Annotated in this window: 11 protein-coding genes and 1 pseudogene; 11 read left to right on the forward strand and 1 reads right to left on the reverse strand. The window is 51.2% G+C overall.

Annotation, left to right across the window (positions count from 1 at the left end):
• Positions 1–4 precede the first annotated feature (4 nt).
• From ABH899_RS17440 to ABH899_RS17475, 8 genes are all read left to right on the forward strand, one after another.
• Entirely contained in the window at positions 5–1147 is a 1143-nt protein-coding gene (locus ABH899_RS17440) for a glycoside hydrolase family 88 protein (RefSeq protein ID WP_369998691.1), read from the forward strand.
• 54 nt (positions 1148–1201) lie between these two features.
• The gene (locus ABH899_RS17445) at positions 1202–2707 is read left to right on the forward strand and encodes a DUF3604 domain-containing protein (protein WP_369998694.1); all 1506 of its coding nucleotides are present in this window, start codon (positions 1202–1204) and stop codon (positions 2705–2707) included.
• Positions 2708–2853: 146 nt separating this feature from the next.
• Positions 2854–3822, forward strand: coding sequence for a carbohydrate ABC transporter permease (locus ABH899_RS17450; protein ID WP_369998697.1), 969 nt, complete (start codon positions 2854–2856; stop codon positions 3820–3822).
• Positions 3823–3846: 24 nt separating this feature from the next.
• Positions 3847–4689 (forward strand): carbohydrate ABC transporter permease, encoded by an 843-nt coding sequence (locus tag ABH899_RS17455; protein ID WP_369998700.1) that lies wholly within the window; start codon positions 3847–3849, stop codon positions 4687–4689.
• A gap of 49 nt (positions 4690–4738) precedes the next feature.
• Complete coding sequence (locus ABH899_RS17460) at positions 4739–6274, forward strand: ABC transporter substrate-binding protein (RefSeq protein WP_369998703.1); 1536 nt, start codon at positions 4739–4741, stop codon at positions 6272–6274.
• A gap of 145 nt (positions 6275–6419) precedes the next feature.
• Positions 6420–9560 carry a chondroitinase family polysaccharide lyase gene (locus ABH899_RS17465; RefSeq protein WP_369998706.1) on the forward strand — a complete coding sequence of 1047 codons (3141 nt, stop codon included), beginning with the start codon at positions 6420–6422 and terminating at the stop codon, positions 9558–9560.
• A gap of 380 nt (positions 9561–9940) precedes the next feature.
• Complete coding sequence (locus ABH899_RS17470; RefSeq protein WP_369998709.1) at positions 9941–11776, forward strand: hypothetical protein; 1836 nt, start codon at positions 9941–9943, stop codon at positions 11774–11776.
• Complete coding sequence (locus tag ABH899_RS17475) at positions 11773–12786, forward strand: hypothetical protein (protein WP_369998712.1); 1014 nt, start codon at positions 11773–11775, stop codon at positions 12784–12786. Before ABH899_RS17470 ends, ABH899_RS17475 begins: the two co-directional genes overlap by 4 nt.
• A gap of 322 nt (positions 12787–13108) precedes the next feature.
• Here ABH899_RS17475 and ABH899_RS17480 read toward each other — a convergent pair.
• Positions 13109–13291 (reverse strand): annotated as a pseudogene (locus ABH899_RS17480) (Rid family hydrolase); the annotation flags it as partial.
• Between the two features lie 99 nt (positions 13292–13390).
• Between ABH899_RS17480 and ABH899_RS17485 the strand changes: the two are divergent.
• From ABH899_RS17485 to ABH899_RS17495, 3 genes are all read left to right on the forward strand, one after another.
• Positions 13391–13765, forward strand: a complete 375-nt coding sequence (locus ABH899_RS17485; protein ID WP_369998715.1) for an ArsR/SmtB family transcription factor — start codon at positions 13391–13393, stop codon at positions 13763–13765.
• Positions 13762–14181 carry an SRPBCC family protein gene (locus ABH899_RS17490; protein WP_369998717.1) on the forward strand — a complete coding sequence of 140 codons (420 nt, stop codon included), beginning with the start codon at positions 13762–13764 and terminating at the stop codon, positions 14179–14181. The genes ABH899_RS17485 and ABH899_RS17490 overlap by 4 nt, the downstream gene beginning before the upstream one ends.
• Positions 14182–14608: 427 nt before the next feature.
• Positions 14609–16864, forward strand: coding sequence for an ATP-binding cassette domain-containing protein (locus ABH899_RS17495; RefSeq protein WP_369998720.1), 2256 nt, complete (start codon positions 14609–14611; stop codon positions 16862–16864).
• The last annotated feature ends 161 nt before the right edge of the window (positions 16865–17025 follow it).

Below are 17025 nucleotides of genomic sequence, written 5' to 3' on the forward strand. Positions count from 1 at the left end.
TGAAATGCCTTTGACAGATGCAGAAATGAATTGGGTGGAGGAAGCATGGCAGTTTGCGGCTGCCAAAGTCATCCGACTGAATGCTTCTATTGGCGACAACTTCGTTCATGTATCTCATGAAGGCTCATATGACCGTACCCGACCCCATGCGTGGACGGCGGGATTTTGGCCGGGACTGCTGTGGTTGGTTTACCGGGATACGCTCAATGAGACGCTGCGGGTCACGGCGGAACGATGCGAGCAAAAGCTGGATGCGGGTATAGATGACTTCGTCAACCTGCATCATGATGTCGGTTTTATTTGGATGCCGTCTTCAGTCGCGAATTACAAACTGACGGGTAATCCGCTTTCGAAAATCCGAGCGCTGAAAGTAGCATCTTGGCTGGCGGGAAGATTCAATGTGAAAGGGAAATTCATCCGCGCCTGGAATGAAGGATCCGGCATCGGCCCGCCGAGTAACGCCGGTTGGGCGATTATCGACTGCACGATGAACCTGAGCCTGCTGCTTTGGGCGTCTGTTGTAACCGGCGATCCAAGGTACCGGCATATCGCGGTAGAGCATGCGAATACGGTGCTTCGGCATTTTGTGCGCGAGGACGGCTCATGCTGTCATATCGTTGCGTTCAACCCGGAAACGGGTGAACGGATCGAAGCACTGGGCGGTCAAGGGTACGCCCCGGATTCGGCATGGTCGAGAGGGTCGGCGTGGGCGCTGTATGGACTGGCGCTCCTCTACCGCTATACGCGAGACGAAGCCTATTTGCAGGGAAGCAGGCGGATCGCCGATTTTTTTCTGGCTCATCTGCCTGAGGATAATGTGGCGCCTTGGGATTTCAACCTCCCTGACAAAGAGCGGGCTCATAAGGATTCGTCGGCAGCGGCGATTGCGGCGAGCGGACTTCTGCTTTTGTCCGAGCTGGAGAAAGAGGAGGCGGCCGGCAAACGCTATGGAGTCAATGCGAGGCGGATTCTGAAGTCTTTGTGCGAGCATTACGCTGTCTGGGGGGACAAAGACGAAGCGATCTTACTGCATGGGACCGGCAACTTCCCTGCGAACAAAAATATCGACGCCGGGTTGATCTACGGCGACTATTTTTTCGTTGAAGCGCTGGCGAAACTGCGCGGGCAGAAAGAAACGTTCTGGTGAACGATGCCGGTACCGGTCATCAATCTTGGCGGAAAGACAGGAGAGGAGTAGAGAATGAATTTATATTGGGGAGATTTACATAACCACTGCGGGATCAGTTACGGCTTTGGCGGATTGGAAAACGCGCTGAAAGCCGCCAAGAGCCAGTTGGATTTTTGCGCCATTATCGGGCATGGTTCTTGGCACGATATGCCGGACCGCACGCAGGGACTTGAATATCTCGTGGATTTCCATACGGAGGGATTCGCCAAACTGCGCGGCAACTGGGAACAAGTGCGCGAAACGGTTAAATCGTTCCATGTCCCGCACGAGTTTGTTACGTTTCAAGGCTACGAAGCGCATTCGAGCCGCTACGGCGACCACCACTTTGTATCGCCGGATGACGATCTTCCGTTAGTCGGGGGAAGCTCGACGGCAGCGATCCTGGAGCAGTTAAGCGAGTACAGGGTCATCGCCGTGCCGCATCATGTCGGTTACACGCCCGGTTATCGCGGCGGCAATTGGGACAGCTTTGATCCGAAAGTCAGCCCGATTGTGGAAGTGTACTCCAAGCACGGCAGCGGCTTATCGGATCACAGTCCCTACCCATATTACCATGATATGGGTCCCAGGGATTCAAGATCGAGCGTGTATGCGGCGCTGAAGCGTAAGCTTCGTTTCGGTTTCGTCGGCTCGACGGATCATCATGCCGGGTATCCGGGCTCATACGGCGACGGCCGTTTGGCCGTTCTGGCCGAGTCGAAGACGCGCGAAGCGATCTGGGACGCGATCCTGGCGCGCCGCACCTATGCCGTGACGGGCGATAAAATTCGCTGCAGCTTTACGCTGAACGGAGCACCGATAGGCAGCGAAGTGCAGGGCGCCAAGCGGAATTTCGCGTTGGAGGTAACGGCAAGCGATCAAATCGACAAAGTCGTCGTTTTCAAAAACGTGAAGCCGTTCAAAGTATTCAACGGCGAAGATTTGACCGCACCGCAGCCGATCTCTGACGCCGGAAGCTTCAAATATAAAGTGAAAGTTGAATGCGGCTGGGGCAATTCAAAGAACGGATATGCCTGGCAGGGGAAGGCAGAGATTCATGCAGGGAAACTTCTGTCGGTGGAGACGTGCTTCCGCGGTCGAAGCATACTGGCCCCGACGCCGGAATTGAAGGACGACCCTGCCATGAACGAGCTTGGTAACGAAATCACTCGGAAAAACGATACGTTGGTCGAATGGACATGTACGACATTCCGCAATCCGACCACGCTTCATCCTCATACGGCAGGACTCATTCTCGAAGTGGAGGGCGACCGCGACACGGTTGTGAACGTGGAACTAAATGGCGGCCTCATCAAGGCTACAATTGGAGAACTGCTTGAAGGTAACCGTACTACCCATCTAAGGGCGTATAATTCGGAAGCCTTCATGATTCACCGTGCTGTAGAAGAACGATTGTATACGCTGCGAGAAACCTGGGGCGACGATGTCGTTGAGTCCGAGTGCGACGTGTATCACGTCGAAATCCGACAGATTAACGGCCAGTGCGCGTGGTTATCCCCGATCTATGCGCTTGCCTGAGGGAAGCAGCCGAGATAACTTTGCGTGACGATTCGCATGACGAATACCGGACGACCGGAGACGTCTACCATTGAACACATTCATGGGAGAGGTCTTTTTGTTATGCAATCAGGAGTTCCGCGCCGGGTTTTAAAAGAAAGGGGCACATGATGGAAACTGCTGTGCAAAACCATTCCCGCGGAAGCGCTGAATACAAGCGTTCCAGGCTTCATTACCGCAACCGGAAAGCGTTGTGGTGTTGGCTGTTTATTGCGCCGCAGCTGACTCTGTTTTTATTTTTCACGGTGTATCCCATTGCGATGAGCTATGTGTATGCTTTTTTCGACTGGTCGGGTTACGGACCGCTGCATGCGTTTATCGGGTGGGACAACTTCCGGGAAACACTGACCGATCCGCTGTTCTGGAACGCGTTTCGCAACAGCCTGGTTTTCATGGTTTGCCTTGTCGGCATTCAGGTGCCTCTCGCGCTGTTGACGGCCCTGCTGCTGAATGCGGATTGGATGCGCGGCAAGGTCATATACCGGACGATTTATTTTTTGCCGGTGGTGACGACGACCGCAGTGGTCGGACTTGTGATGCGCTTCATTTTTGGAGCCTACAAAGGTTTGGTCAATGAAATGCTGCTCCGGATTGGAATCATTCTTAAGCCGATCGATTGGCTCGGCTCCGCAGATACCGCTTTGCTCATTGTCATTCTTGTGGGCATATGGAAAAGCTTCGGCATGAAGCTGATCTATTGGCTCGCCGGCATCCAATCCCTGCCGAAAGAGCTGTTTGAGGCGGCCCGCATCGACGGGGCTTCTCACTTGCAATTGTTTCGCTATATCACGATGCCTCTCCTTATTCCGGTAGGAAGCGTGATTTTGCTGGTGTCGGCAGTCAATGCGCTGCATGTTTTCGATCTGGTGAAATCGATGACCGAAGGAGGTCCCGCTTTTAAGACGGATATGGTGGATGTCTATATCTACCGGTATGCGTTCGCCGGAAAAGGAGAGGCGAGGATCGGCTTCGCTTCTGCCGCAGGTGTTGTATACGGCATAGCCGTGATGTTTATCTCGCTGCTTCTGGGACTGTTTGTCAGGCTGAGCGGCGGGCGAAAATCCGCAGGCGGGTAGATGATAGAAAGGGGAAGGGTCATCATGAAAAGAAAACGGGGCGGCCGTTCACCGTTGCTTGTGGCAGCCCATCTGGGGCTCATCGGCGTCGGGATCGTTTGGATCTATCCGTTCGTCTGGATGCTGATGTCCTCATTCAAAACGAACACGGAATACATCACATCGGGCATCTCGCTGTTGCCTGAGAAGTTCCAATTCGCTAATTACCAGCGGGCCTGGGAGACGGCTCATTTCTCGGTCTATTTCTGGAATACGGTTGTGGTTACCGTCTCTGTCGTGCTCATTGTCATTGCCGTTTGCTCGCTCACAGGCTATGCGATCGGCCGCTACCGTTTTCGCGGAAGGCTGCTGTTCATCTCGGCGATCACAGCCACGATGTTCATGCCCAAAGGCTATACGATCATCCCGACCTACATGTTAGTCAACGAAATAGGGCTGAACAACTCAATCTGGGGTGTCATTCTGGCGGAAGTCGGAGGGGGGCACGTGCTGTTTATTCTGCTTTTCGTCGCCTACTTCAGAGGCCTGCCGAAGGAGCTGGAAGAATCGGCCGAAATGGACGGCAGCGGATTTTTCCGCACTTTCGCGCAAATTATGCTGCCGCTGGCCAAACCGATTATCGCGACTTCCGCCATTATGCAGTTCATGTGGACCTGGAACGCGTTTTTGATGCCGCTTGTGTTCACCTTGTCCAAACCCGAGCTTCGCACGCTCGGCGTGGGAATGTATCAGTTTGTCGGCGAACAGACGATGGACTGGACGGGGATGGCGGCAGCGGCGAGCATCGCGCTGGTACCCATTCTTGCCGTGTTTATAGCGCTCCAGCGTTATTTTATCGAAGGAGTTGCCGGAGCCGTAAAAGGATAGCATGTATCTTAAAAAAATAATGTCCGATCGGACTAAGGATGGAGAACCAATGTCGAACAAACAATGGAAAGCGGGAGGGGCGCTTGCGTTATGCGCCGCATTGCTTCTGGGCGGATGCTCGGGCATTTCCGACAAAGCGACAGAAGCGAACACCAAAACGACGCCGGAAGATGGCAAAGAGGTTGTTTTGACCTTATGGGGGGGCGACGATTTTCTGAAAGGCGACGACAGCCCCGGGCAGCGTATGGTCAAAGCCTACAACGAAAAGCATAAAGGCAAAGTGCGTGTCGAGGCCAAATATATGCCCTGGGCCGAATATCATACGGCAATCCAAGCCGCCGCAACCTCGAATGAGCTGCCGGATGTTTTCGTTACGCCGCAAAACACGGATGTCCGGACGGTCGTCGCGAACGGGTGGGCGCTGCCGTTTGACGGAATTGTTTCGGACAACTGGAAGAAGCAGTTCGCCGAAGGCTCTTTCCAGGAAGGCGTCAATCTTATCGACGGCAAAACCTATTCCTGGCCGATCACCGGCCCTGTCCTGACTTCCATTCTCTACTACAACAAGGATGTGCTTAAAAACGCGGGCCTTGATCCCGAAAAGCCGCCGAAGACGTGGGACGAGCTGCGCAGCATGGCCAAAACCGTCACGGAAAAAGGCAAAGGCGACGTTTACGGCCTCGTCTTCAGTGGAGGCGAAAGCGCCACGGCTTCGGGGATCGCCAAAATTGTCGACGGGCTGGCGGCCGGTCTGAACAAGGAAGAGGTGGGTGACGGCTCCTATCGTTTTAACTATAAAAAAGGAACTTATGCGTTCGATTCCAAAGCGACGATTGATTCCTTCAACTTCCTGAACGAATTGAAGAACGACGGCAGTATCCTGCCATCGTCCTATACAATGAAGCTGGCAGAGGCCACTGTCCTGTTCGGGCAGGCGAAGGCCGCGTTTTTTGTAGAAGGCCGCGCGCGGATGTGGATCATCAAACGCGACACGCCGGACGCGAATTTCGGGCTGGCCGCAGTGCCTACGCAAGACGGCAGCAGCCCGGGATACTATTATAACCGGGCTACCGGAACCGGGTACTTGATTTCCGCCAATACGAAGCATCCGAAGGAAGCCGGCGAGTTTATCGAGAACGGGTTCGCATCGCCGTTGTTTTACGAGAACTATTTGAACAAGGGTGTTGCTTTAACCCCGATCGAAAGCATCAATAACGACAAAAAGTTGTATCCGTATCCTGAATTTGAGCAGTTTGTCCGGCTTCACAAAGATTTGCTGCACGAGCGTCCGAACTATGCGGTCAGAAACCCGCAAACGGCTAAAGTGATCGTCGAGTTGGGCGCTTTATCGCAGCCGAAGATCAAGCCGGCTTTCGGAGAGATTTTGCAGGCGGGTCTGACGGGTGCCCAGAAGGATTGGGCCGGGGCGCTCAAGGCGTATAACGACAAAGCCGATAAAGGCTTGGACGATGCGATCAGCAAGATAAAATCCGGCGGTGTCAACGTCAGCCGAAACGACTTTACGTTCCCGAACTGGAATCCGGATAAAGACTTTACCGAAGAGGATTATAAGCAATTAAAATAGCTTCACCGCAACTGAAACAAATGCCGACTGGATGACTGGAGGCTCGTTTTCTGAAAGGACATAGGAACCCTGTCCTTAGGCAAAGCGTGCTTCTTTCATATTTATTCGTTCCTGTGCCAGGAACATATCCAAGGGAGGAAAAATGATGAATCAAAGATGGGCACGTGTATGGAAAAAAGGGATCAGTTTCCTGACGGCAATAGCGATATCGGCGAGCGCCTGGTTTTCTTTTCCCGATAAGACATTAGCCGCAGACGATTATTCCCAGACCGAATCCTTTGAAGCGGCGGCCGTTCCCTCAACATGGACCGTGGAGAACGGCGGTTCCGCAGCGGTTTCCGGCAAGCATTACAAGCATGGGCAAAGCAGTCTGCGATGGACCTGGTCGAACGGGTCTAAGCTTCGCGATACCCAGCCGGCTAATCTGGCTGCTGCCAACGTCAAGAACGGCGGCATGAAGGTGTGGATTTACAACGAATCGCCGGTAAATGACAAAGTTACGTTTAATTTTGGCAAGATCACCGAAATCAACAGCGGCATTTACCATTACTCTTTCGGCGTGAATCTGAACTTCAAGGGGTGGCGGGCCGTCTGGGTTAAGTTTAGGGAGGAGGGGAATAACCCTGCCTACACGAAAAGTCAAAGCAATGCGCTCGAATTGATGCAGATTGTTCCTCCCGCTTCAGTTCCGTCGGGCAGTCTTTATTTCGACAATCTGGAGTTTTCTTCATCCATGATTAAAGCGCGGTCCGCGGATTACCAGATGCCTAAACCCGGTATCGATGTAGGCGCCAGTACTTGGGATAATGTCTATCTGTACAGTCAGCAGCAGCCTACGATTCCGGTGGAACCGACGATCACCCAGCAGCAAATCCAAGCGTTTGACGCGATTGCCGACAAATATGAAAAGTGGATTTATGGCGATGCGCTCCAATATGCAAACTTGACGGGCCCGCTCAAAACGAGATACGACTCGCTTCAGGCTTTTATTACGGCAGGGCTTGCGGCATACAATACGCTGCATATCGCAAGACATCCGGACGGTTCGATAACCGGCGACGCTCTGTATGCAAGCCGCGACCCGCATTTACGCAAATTCGGTGAGGATATAAGCAAAAGAGTGCTCCTTCCACTCGTCTTTGACTACAAGATAAATGGAAATGCGGCCAGCAAGCAGAAAGTAATCGACGTGCTCGATTATATGAACGATCAAGGCTGGGCGGAAGGCAGCGCGCTCGGTACGCAGGATCATGAAATGAATAAAAACAACGGATATTTCCACGCGGTTTACTTAATGCGCAACGAACTGAAGGAAGCAGGAATATTTGAACGCGAGTCCAGAACGAGCTTCTGGTATTCCAATTTTGGCAAAACATTCGATAATTCCGTTTATGTAGAAACGACGCCGGACGAATTCCGGACGAAATTTCTGTACGATCTGCTCTATGTGCTGGGTATGGATCATACGCCAAAAAAAGTCCAGTACATGAAAGGTCTGATCGGCATGTATGAGCAAGCTCTGCAAACCGCTCCCGGCTTTGCGGGAACGATCAAGCCTGACGGCTCGCTATTCCATCACAGAGGCGTGTACCTGAACGCTTACGGGCCAGACGCTCTTCATGCCGCGTCTTTGATCGCTTATTTCCTGAATGGCACGCCATTTGCGCTGTCCGATGCCGCGTTCGGCAACATCAAAAAAGGCCTGCTCACCATTGAGCAGTTTTCCAATAAATACGATATGCCGATCGGTGCGACGGGTCGTTTCCCCGGTCAAACAAGGCCGCTCACAGGCATTTTGCCGGCATACGCTTATTTGGCGCTTGCGAAGACGCCGACCGATAGTGAATTAGCCGCCACCTTCATGAGATTGTGGGACCCGCAGTCGATTTTGCTGCAAAATGAACTGTTCCCTTCGGCAGATACATATGGCGTTTCTTATTTGGATACACTTGGCGGCTTGCAGCTGGCGGATTCGCTCTCGAAAGCAGGGTTCAGCCCGAAAGCAAATCCGCAAGGTTTCTGGGTAAAGCCGTACGGTGCGCTTGCCGTTAACCGAATCAACGACCGCTTGGTCGGACTCAAAGGCTGGAGCCAATACGCCTGGGATTTCGAAGCGTCCAATAAATTCGACCCGCAAACGACGGAGAATCTTTCGGAAAATATATATGGCCGGTATCAGAGTTACGGCAATTTGCAGATTATCAATAACGGTCCGACTTCCGGTATTATAGAAAGCGGGATTAACGTAGGCGCGGGTTGGGACTTCAGCCGCTGGCCGGGGACGACCGTGAAGCATTTGTCCCTGAACGAACTTGCGCTTCCCGAGGGCGGGCCGACGCGGTCTTTTACAGACAGCACGTTTGCGGGTGGCGCGTCGCTTAAAAACCAGTATGGTCTTTTCGCCATGAAGCTTCACGATACCGTTTATGATACGAGCTTTAAAGCGAACAAATCCGTCTTTTTCTTCGGAGATAAATTGGTAAGCCTAGGCTCGGATATCGTTAATACGAATGATGCACATCCGACGGAAACCGTGCTGTTTCAGTCGTATATGCCAAGCAGTTCGACGCCTTTCTGGTATAATTCCACTACTCCTATCGTGAGCCCGACTTATACGAATACCGTTACCGGAACAAGCAAAGCATGGATCGTAGATCCATACGGCAACGGGTACGTGCTGCCGAATCCGGCAGGCACGGTTATCGAACGGGGAGTACAACATTCCAAGAACAGCTCGGGAACCGCGGATACGTCCGGCAATTATACGACTGCATATATTAATCATGGCACGGCTCCGGCGTCTTCCGGCTATGAGTACGCGATTAAAGTCGGAGCGGGCGCTCAGGGGACAGCCGATTTCGCGAACAATACCCAATATACCGTTCTGCAGAAGGACAGCAGCGCGCATATCGTTCAAAATACCGAGCCGGGCAAGCTGTTGACGGGATACGCGATCTTTAACAGCAGCACGCCGATTAACAAGGGTTTGCTGTACAGCAGCAGTGATCCGATTACGGCGATCGTCCAGCAGGTGGACGCGAATGAAGTCTTACTGAGCGTCGCCGATCCCGATCTGCGTTTGCCTAAATATCCGAACCAGTCGATACCGAATGCCGACGTGCTAAAACAGAGCATCTTGAAGAAGGTCACGGTGACATTGAACGGCCTATGGCATTTGAAAAAGGCAAACAGCGAAGCGCGCATCCTCAGCACCGGCGCCGCGACAACCACAGTTGAATTCGATGCAGTCGACGGCAAGTCAATCGAAATCGAATTAGTGAAGTAAAACAAAAGTCTGCCGGAAGCTGATTAACGACGGCTTTTGGCAGACTTTTATCTGTATGATTAAGCTGGGCCGCGTCACTGTTATCATCGTAGCCATTTTCCAGCGGCCAAACTATTTATTCAGGGGGATTTCTATCTATATAGTACCCAAGAATGGCTGGGAAATTTCCCCGTCTCTCTTTTTGAATACCTAATCATACCTCTTCTGTTCAAAAAATATTTGTTTCCGTCGTTTATGGGAGACGAAAGAAGACAAAATCATAAGGCCCGCTCGTTGGGAAATCACGGCTCACTATGCTTGACATGTAGAGAACGGAGGTATTAAGGTATAGGCGATAAGTACTATATTCTGGGTATTTTCGCGCCGAAGGGAATGGGTTTATGGAACTACTTTACTTGTGGGTGGATCATTACAACGGACTGTTTGAACGTCAGGGATTTAATTTCGGAGGAGCTTTTAGATTTCAATATAACACTGATACGTCGGTGCTGACGGTTAAGCCGAATAATCACTACATTCCAGGCTTTTTTAGCCCGGAATCAGATGACGAAGATCTTGCATATATAGGCAACGTAACCGCTATTGTCGGACAAAACGGAGCCGGCAAATCCTCCTTGCTGGATTTGATCAAACGGCAGATCAGCACAGGCCGCGTGTTACAGGACACAATCGTAGCTGTTAAGGATACGGAAGGAAATTATGCCGTTTATTTTCCGTTCGGGATGGAGCTTACCGTCAGCCGCTCAGGCCAAGTACCCGAGTTCAAACGGCGGCCCTACATCAGTCAATCTCCTAAAATCCCGGCAGAAATCGGGAACGGTTCGCGTACAAGGATTGGTTTAATACCCGATTTGCAGGCAATGACGTCCGTTTATTTCTCAAACATCTTCGATCTGCGCGGTGAACAGACACCGAAGGACGTAGTGAATCTTTCCACCAACCATCTGTTGTCCGCCGTAAAGGAAGACTCGCAATATTTACAAACCCATGAAGTCGCTGTATACCGGTGCCGTGAGATCGAACGGCAGCTTCATCTGCTCAATATGCGTTATCATCTAGACGTCAACCTGCCATTCGCGGAGCCGGAGATGCTTAGTATTAATTTTACTTACGAGGATTTGGATGAGCTGCCCAATTCGTCCCCAGAGCTGTCTAAACTCTTTGAACGGATGGAGCATGAAGTGTCAGCCGGTACGCTTCAAGAACGGCTGCTGTTAACGCTTGTCAATCATATTTTCGTTGAAATTTGCAATATGGACTCTGATCATCATGTAGCGAAACATATTAAAATTTATAACATTGCTCACGGAAAGACTTGGAGCGATCGTGTGATCTACTGGCTGGAAACCGTAAGGCTAAAATTGGAAAGAGGCAAAGGCATGAACGCTGTAAAACGGATCATTGGCGGAACCGTGGCGCTGTACCGTTATTTGGCTCTGGAAACCCGGGAAGGCAAGTTTACTCTTGAAAATCAAGGCCTGCGCTTGCCTGTCAGTGAATCGGACACCTTCGAGTCTTTCTTTAGTTTGTATGCCCGTTCCTTGGCTACCCACGAATATGCCGTCTATGACTGGCGAGATTTAAGTTCCGGCGAACAAGCGCTGCTAAGCATGTACGCCCGGTTTAAAACGTTAATGAAGCATGACGTAATTAAACATGACCATATTTTGATCATGATTGACGAAGGCGAATTATATTTCCACCCCGAGTGGCAAAAGTCGCTGCTTCTGCATCTATTGAAATTTTTCGCCGCATTATTTCGGTCCGAGGAACGGCGCCGCAGCGTACAGATCATGATAACCTCGAACTCGCCGTTTATCGTTTCCGATTTGCCGGCATCGAATATTATTTTTTTGCGAAAATCGGGCGTACTTAGTCAAGTAGTGGACGGGCTGGACGATCATAAACAAACGTTTGCTTCGAACATTCATACGCTGCTGGCCCACTCTTTTTTTATGGAAAACGGGTTGATCGGTGAGTTCGCCAAGAGCAAAATTAACGAGGTTATAGATCTGCTGGTGCACGGCAAGACATCGGAAATTAAGGCGAATAAGGAGCGCATTGAGAAAACGATCCATTTGATCGGGGAACCGGTTATCAAAGCCAAACTTATTTCTATGCTGAACGACAGAATCGCTGTTCATTTTTTGAACATCGAGGACCAAATCAGCGATCTGCAGCGGCAAATTGACGAACTGCGCGGTGCGTCGCAATGATTCAAATTAATCAAGACCGGAGGGTTAATCTGCATGATATTGCTGCGGAGCATTTGGCCTATTACGAAACCAGGATCGAGAAGAAGATCGATACGTATTTGGCAGACCGGTTGTCCCGAGAGCAGCGAGCTTTTCTCCGGCATGTCCGGACCAAGCTTAGAACGATATTGATCGGATCGCCGCAGGATCTGGAACGATTTTCAGAGGAAATCGAAGGGCAATATCCGGCTGTCGTCGCGCAAATAAGACAACCGAAAAAATCTAAAAAAAAGAACTCGGTATCTTTTCCCGAAAAAGTTCAGAAGCTGTTCAATTATGAGGCGTTCTCAAAACGTTACGATCCGTCCCAATGGGGCGCATACCGGCTCGCAAAGCTCCTTGGCGTTCAAGTATGCGTGTACTGTAACCGGCAATATACGCATACCTACAATTCCGACAATGGGCGAGTCCGGCCCCATTTTGATCATTTTCTGGATAAAGCGACGCATCTTTATTTGGCGATCTCCATGTATAATCTTGTTCCGTGCTGTTCGGTTTGTAACAGCAGCCTGAAGGGGAGCGAAACATTATCAATCCGGACACACCTGCATCCTTATCTGGAGGGAACCGGAGAGCATGTTCGATTTTCGGTCCGTTTTAAAGGAACCTCCCCCGATTATATGAAGCTCTGGGTGGGGAACAGCGATGTATTCGACATTGTGCTGAAGGCCGATACGGGCACAAAGGCGCCGTTCACGTTTCTGAAGAGGGCGATACGAACTACACGCACGTTTAAGATAAAAGAATTGTACCAATACCACAAAGACTACGCCGCTGAACTGGTAGTGAAAGCTCAGATCTACGACGACGCGCATATCCGTTCGCTGCTGGCAGACTTTCCGCAGCTGTTTCGCAGCCGTGAAGATGTGCTTCGCATGTTGGCGGCTAACTACACGAAAGCCGAGGATGCCGATAAAAGGGTGCTCGCCAAACTGACGATGGATATTGCCAAGGAGTTCGGTCTGTCCTGATTACGATGGCAATACGATTCATGTAACGGACGGTCTTATGAAGAGAGACGAAAGCCAGAGAAGGTTCAGGTGGTGCAGAGGTGATGTACGAGATTATCTAAAAAGCGTTGATTACAAAGGTCTTGTATCCAAGTGGGAGAATGGGGACTACGTTAACGGAAAGCTACAGTTCAACAAACAAGGGCGGCAGTTAGCTGCGGCAACTGATTTTTTTCAGTAAGCTAAAAAAACACCTCTATGCCAGTTGCAGTATCTCACTGCTATCGGTATAGAGGTGTTTGGCTAATCGCCGATAGGACTCTCAAGGTCTCATATGGCTAGGTTAGCCGGTGTGTGCGACGGCGCGGATTTCAATCAGTTGGTGAGGGAATGCCAGACCTGATACGCCGACGAGGGTTGCGGCCGGCCGATGGTGGCCCACATACTCCTTATACAAAACGATGAACGGTTCGAAATGTTCTTGCGGGTTTGTCAGAAAGACCTCCATCTCGGCGATGTTCGACCTCTTTATGCATGCAAGTTCATACAAACTTTAAAAGTGTGATCGACCGCTACTCCGCTTGACGAGACACCAAATGGTGTCGTATAATAAAAGTGTCACCAAATGGTGGCCAATAAGAGAATCGATGAACAACTAGGAGAGGGTGTTGTGAGCGAGGACCATCAGTTGCGGGATGTGTTTGACGCGATTGCAGATCCAACTAGGCGCCGGCTAATTCATCTGTTAGCAGAAGCAGAGGAGATACCTCTTCATGAATTAACGGCACAGTTTCAAATGGGCCGTACAGCGGTATCCAAACATTTGACCATCCTTAAAGAAGCCGGACTGGTACTTGACCGTAAAGTCGGCAGAGAAACGCGATTTAGGCTAAACGCCTCTCCACTCAGAGAAATTCAAGATTGGGTGGCTTTCTACAGCAAGTTCTGGAGTACGAATTTATTGCGCTTGAACCGACTATTAGAGGAGGAAGAAGAATGAGTTTAACCTTGTCCCTGGATTTTCAGTACAAGACATCGATTGAGAAGCTTTGGGCCGCCTTAACCGATTCGAGCAAGCTTGCCAAATGGGTGGCCGACATCCACACGGGCCAAGCGATGGAGAATGATTTTAAGCCCGTCGTAGGACACCGTTTTCAGTTTCGCGCGCAGCCGACCGAATGGTGGAACGGAATTATTGAAGGCGAAGTGCTTGTCGTGGACGTACCCAACCGGTTGTCTTATACTTGGGCCAGCGGGGAGAAACACACGGTCACCTGGACGCTGCAGGATTTAGGAGACGGGAAGGTTAACCTTCACCTTGAACAAACCGGCATTTCAAATGATCAAGCGCTTAATGGAGCCAAGTATGGCTGGACCAAATGGTGCGGCAATCTTGAAAAGTTGTTGGAACAATAACCACATTCGGTGCTAACTATCTCTTTCCTGTAGGCTAAGACTAATGGGGACGATAGTTGAACCATGCTTGACCCGAATCAACCTAAACCGGCTGCATATCGTTTGCAGCCGGTTTACTATCTTTTCCGGACAATCTGCCAAGTTCTTGTCGTTTCGTGATATGTTTACACTAAGTGCGTATGGATAAAGCTAGTATGTGATCGACCCATTTGCTAAGCCCCGTTCTTATGGGAGGAAGTGGATAACGCAAAAAGGATACTTTACATAGTCCGGATTCCAGTACTCATCAGAAGCATGAGGAGCAGCTATCTCTAGACCTCAAACCGAGAAGAGCTTTCGCATCACCTCTCAGGTTGATATTTTCTATGTACGGCGGATGGTACAATGTGAATTCAAGTGGAAATTAACTATCGGAAGGATGTCAATCATGAGCGAATCTAATCAGGAATATATCGTCATCTCGGCTGCCAGGGAAAACAATCTAAAGAACGTATCCTTACGTATTCCCAAGCGGAAGATCACGATATTCACCGGGGTATCCGGATCCGGCAAGTCATCGATCGTCTTCGATACGATTGCCGCAGAATCCACGCGCTTGCTGAATGAGAACTTCAGCATGTTCGTGCGTACTTTCCTGCCCCGCTATCCGCAGCCGGATGCGGACGCGATCGAAAACCTGAGTATGGCTGTTATCGTCGATCAGAAGCGGTTGGGCGGCGGCTCCCATTCCACGATGGGCACGATTACGGATATCTCTCCCATTCTCCGTCTTCTATTCTCACGAGCGGGTCAGCCCTATGTCGGACAAGCCAACATGTTCTCTTTTAACGATCCGCAAGGCATGTGTCCCGAATGTAACGGGATCGGTCGCAGCCTGTGCATCAACATGAGCAAGGCGCTGGACATGTCAAAATCGCTCCATGAAGGGGCAGTTCTGCTGCCGGGCTATTCGGTGGACAGCATGGATTGGACGATAATCGTACAGTCGGGGCCCTTCGATCCCGACAAGAAGCTGAGCGATTATTCGGAGGAGGAGCTGGAACAACTGCTGTACGGTAAGGCGAGGAAAGTGGCGACGCTCTTCGGAGGGAAGACAATTAACATTACGGTGGAAGGCGTCATTGAGAAGTTCACCAACAAATACATCAAACAGGATGTGAAGACGAAGTCCGAGCGCACACAAAAAACAGTTGCGCCGTACATCTCCGAGGGTCCCTGTTCCAGCTGCCACGGCGCGAGACTCAGTCAGGCCGCGCTCAGCTGCAAAGTCAATGGACTCAACATCGCGGAGATGTCTTCCATGGAGGTCGGCCAGCTCATTCGCGTCATTCGGGAGATTGACGATTCTGTCGCCGCGCCGATCGTTAAGTCGCTGACAGAGCGGCTGCAGCATCTGGTGGACATCGGGCTTGACTATTTGACGCTGGACCGCGAGACGGATACATTGTCCGGCGGCGAGTCGCAGCGGGTCAAAATGGTGAAACACCTAAGCGGCAGTCTGGCGGATGTCACGTACATCTTTGATGAGCCCAGCATTGGCCTGCATCCCCGTGACGTACACCGGTTAAATGAGTTGCTTCAGAAGCTGCGCGACAAGGGCAATACCGTGATCGTCGTCGAGCATGATCCCGATGTGATCAAGGTGGCGGATCATATCGTCGATGTCGGTCCATATGCCGGCAGCCGCGGCGGTACCATCGTCTATGAAGGAAGCTTCCAAGGCCTGCTGGAGGCAGAGACATTGACCGGCACCCATATGAAGCGGCAGCTCCAGATAAAGCAGGATTGCAGGCAGCCATCCGGCAGGTTGTCCATCAAGGATGCCACACTTCACAACCTGCGGAATGTGAGTGCAGACATCCCAACCGGAGTGCTGACAGTAGTTACGGGGGTGGCCGGCTCGGGCAAGAGCACGCTGATTAACGAAGTATTCCTCGGCCAGCATCCGGATGCGATCGTCATCGACCAGTCGGCGGTAGGCGTGTCGACACGTTCGAATCCCGCGACCTACACGGGCATTATGGACGATGTACGCAAGGCGTTTGCTGCCGCGAACAAAGTCAATCAAGGCTTGTTCAGCTTCAACTCCAAGGGGGCTTGCGAGAACTGCCAAGGGCTGGGTGTTGTATATACCGACCTTGCATTCCTCGACAGCGTGAAGCTGCCATGCGAAGTATGCGGGGGGAGACGGTTCAAGGAAGAGGTACTCGCGTACAAGCTGAACGGAAAGTCAATTGCGGAAGTGCTGGAGATGACGGTGGAGCAGGCATTGGATTTTTTCCAGCTAAAAGAGGTTGTGCGCAAGCTCCAGGCGATGAGCGATGTGGGGCTGAACTATATTACACTCGGCCAACCGCTCAGCACGCTCTCGGGCGGGGAATGCCAGCGAATCAAGCTGGCAAGCGAGCTGCATAAGAAAGGCAGCATCTACGTGATGGACGAGCCGACGACCGGGCTGCATATGTCAGATATCGGCCACCTTCTGGAGATTATGAACCGCCTCGTGGATGCCGGCAATACGGTGATCGTCATCGAGCATAACCTCGATGTGATCAGCCAAGCGGATTGGATTATCGATATGGGACCGGACGGAGGCAGCAAGGGCGGGCAGGTGGTGTTCGAGGGCACACCTCCGCAGATCATCCATGCGGAGCAGTCGATCACGGGAAGATACTTGATGTAATCATCAAGAAACAGATTCAATCATTACGTTAACGGGAAACTAAAGTTTTAAGAAAACAAAGAGCAGTTTGCTGCGGCAGCTGCTCTTTGGGATGTACGGATGTGCACGATATTGATTCATCGCCTCTTACGAGCCAACAAGAACATTAATTTCATTAGCGT

It is taken from the genome of Paenibacillus sp. RC84 (genome assembly GCF_041260495.1).
GTDB lineage: Bacteria > Bacillota > Bacilli > Paenibacillales > NBRC-103111 > Paenibacillus_F.

Excerpts from the sequence above, each read along its gene's own strand:
- ABH899_RS17440 (WP_369998691.1), top strand. The coding sequence starts at position 5 with ATGCCTTTGACAGATGCAGAAATGAATTGGGTGGAGGAAGCATGGCAG.
- ABH899_RS17445 (WP_369998694.1), top strand. The coding sequence starts at position 1,202 with ATGAATTTATATTGGGGAGATTTACATAACCACTGCGGGATCAGTTAC.
- ABH899_RS17450 (WP_369998697.1), top strand. The coding sequence starts at position 2,854 with ATGATGGAAACTGCTGTGCAAAACCATTCCCGCGGAAGCGCTGAATAC.
- ABH899_RS17455 (WP_369998700.1), top strand. The coding sequence starts at position 3,847 with ATGAAAAGAAAACGGGGCGGCCGTTCACCGTTGCTTGTGGCAGCCCAT.
- ABH899_RS17460 (WP_369998703.1), top strand. The coding sequence starts at position 4,739 with ATGTCGAACAAACAATGGAAAGCGGGAGGGGCGCTTGCGTTATGCGCC.
- ABH899_RS17465 (WP_369998706.1), top strand. The coding sequence starts at position 6,420 with ATGAATCAAAGATGGGCACGTGTATGGAAAAAAGGGATCAGTTTCCTG.
- ABH899_RS17470 (WP_369998709.1), top strand. The coding sequence starts at position 9,941 with ATGGAACTACTTTACTTGTGGGTGGATCATTACAACGGACTGTTTGAA.
- ABH899_RS17475 (WP_369998712.1), top strand. The coding sequence starts at position 11,773 with ATGATTCAAATTAATCAAGACCGGAGGGTTAATCTGCATGATATTGCT.
- ABH899_RS17485 (WP_369998715.1), top strand. The coding sequence starts at position 13,391 with ATGGTGGCCAATAAGAGAATCGATGAACAACTAGGAGAGGGTGTTGTG.
- ABH899_RS17490 (WP_369998717.1), top strand. The coding sequence starts at position 13,762 with ATGAGTTTAACCTTGTCCCTGGATTTTCAGTACAAGACATCGATTGAG.
- ABH899_RS17495 (WP_369998720.1), top strand. The coding sequence starts at position 14,609 with ATGAGCGAATCTAATCAGGAATATATCGTCATCTCGGCTGCCAGGGAA.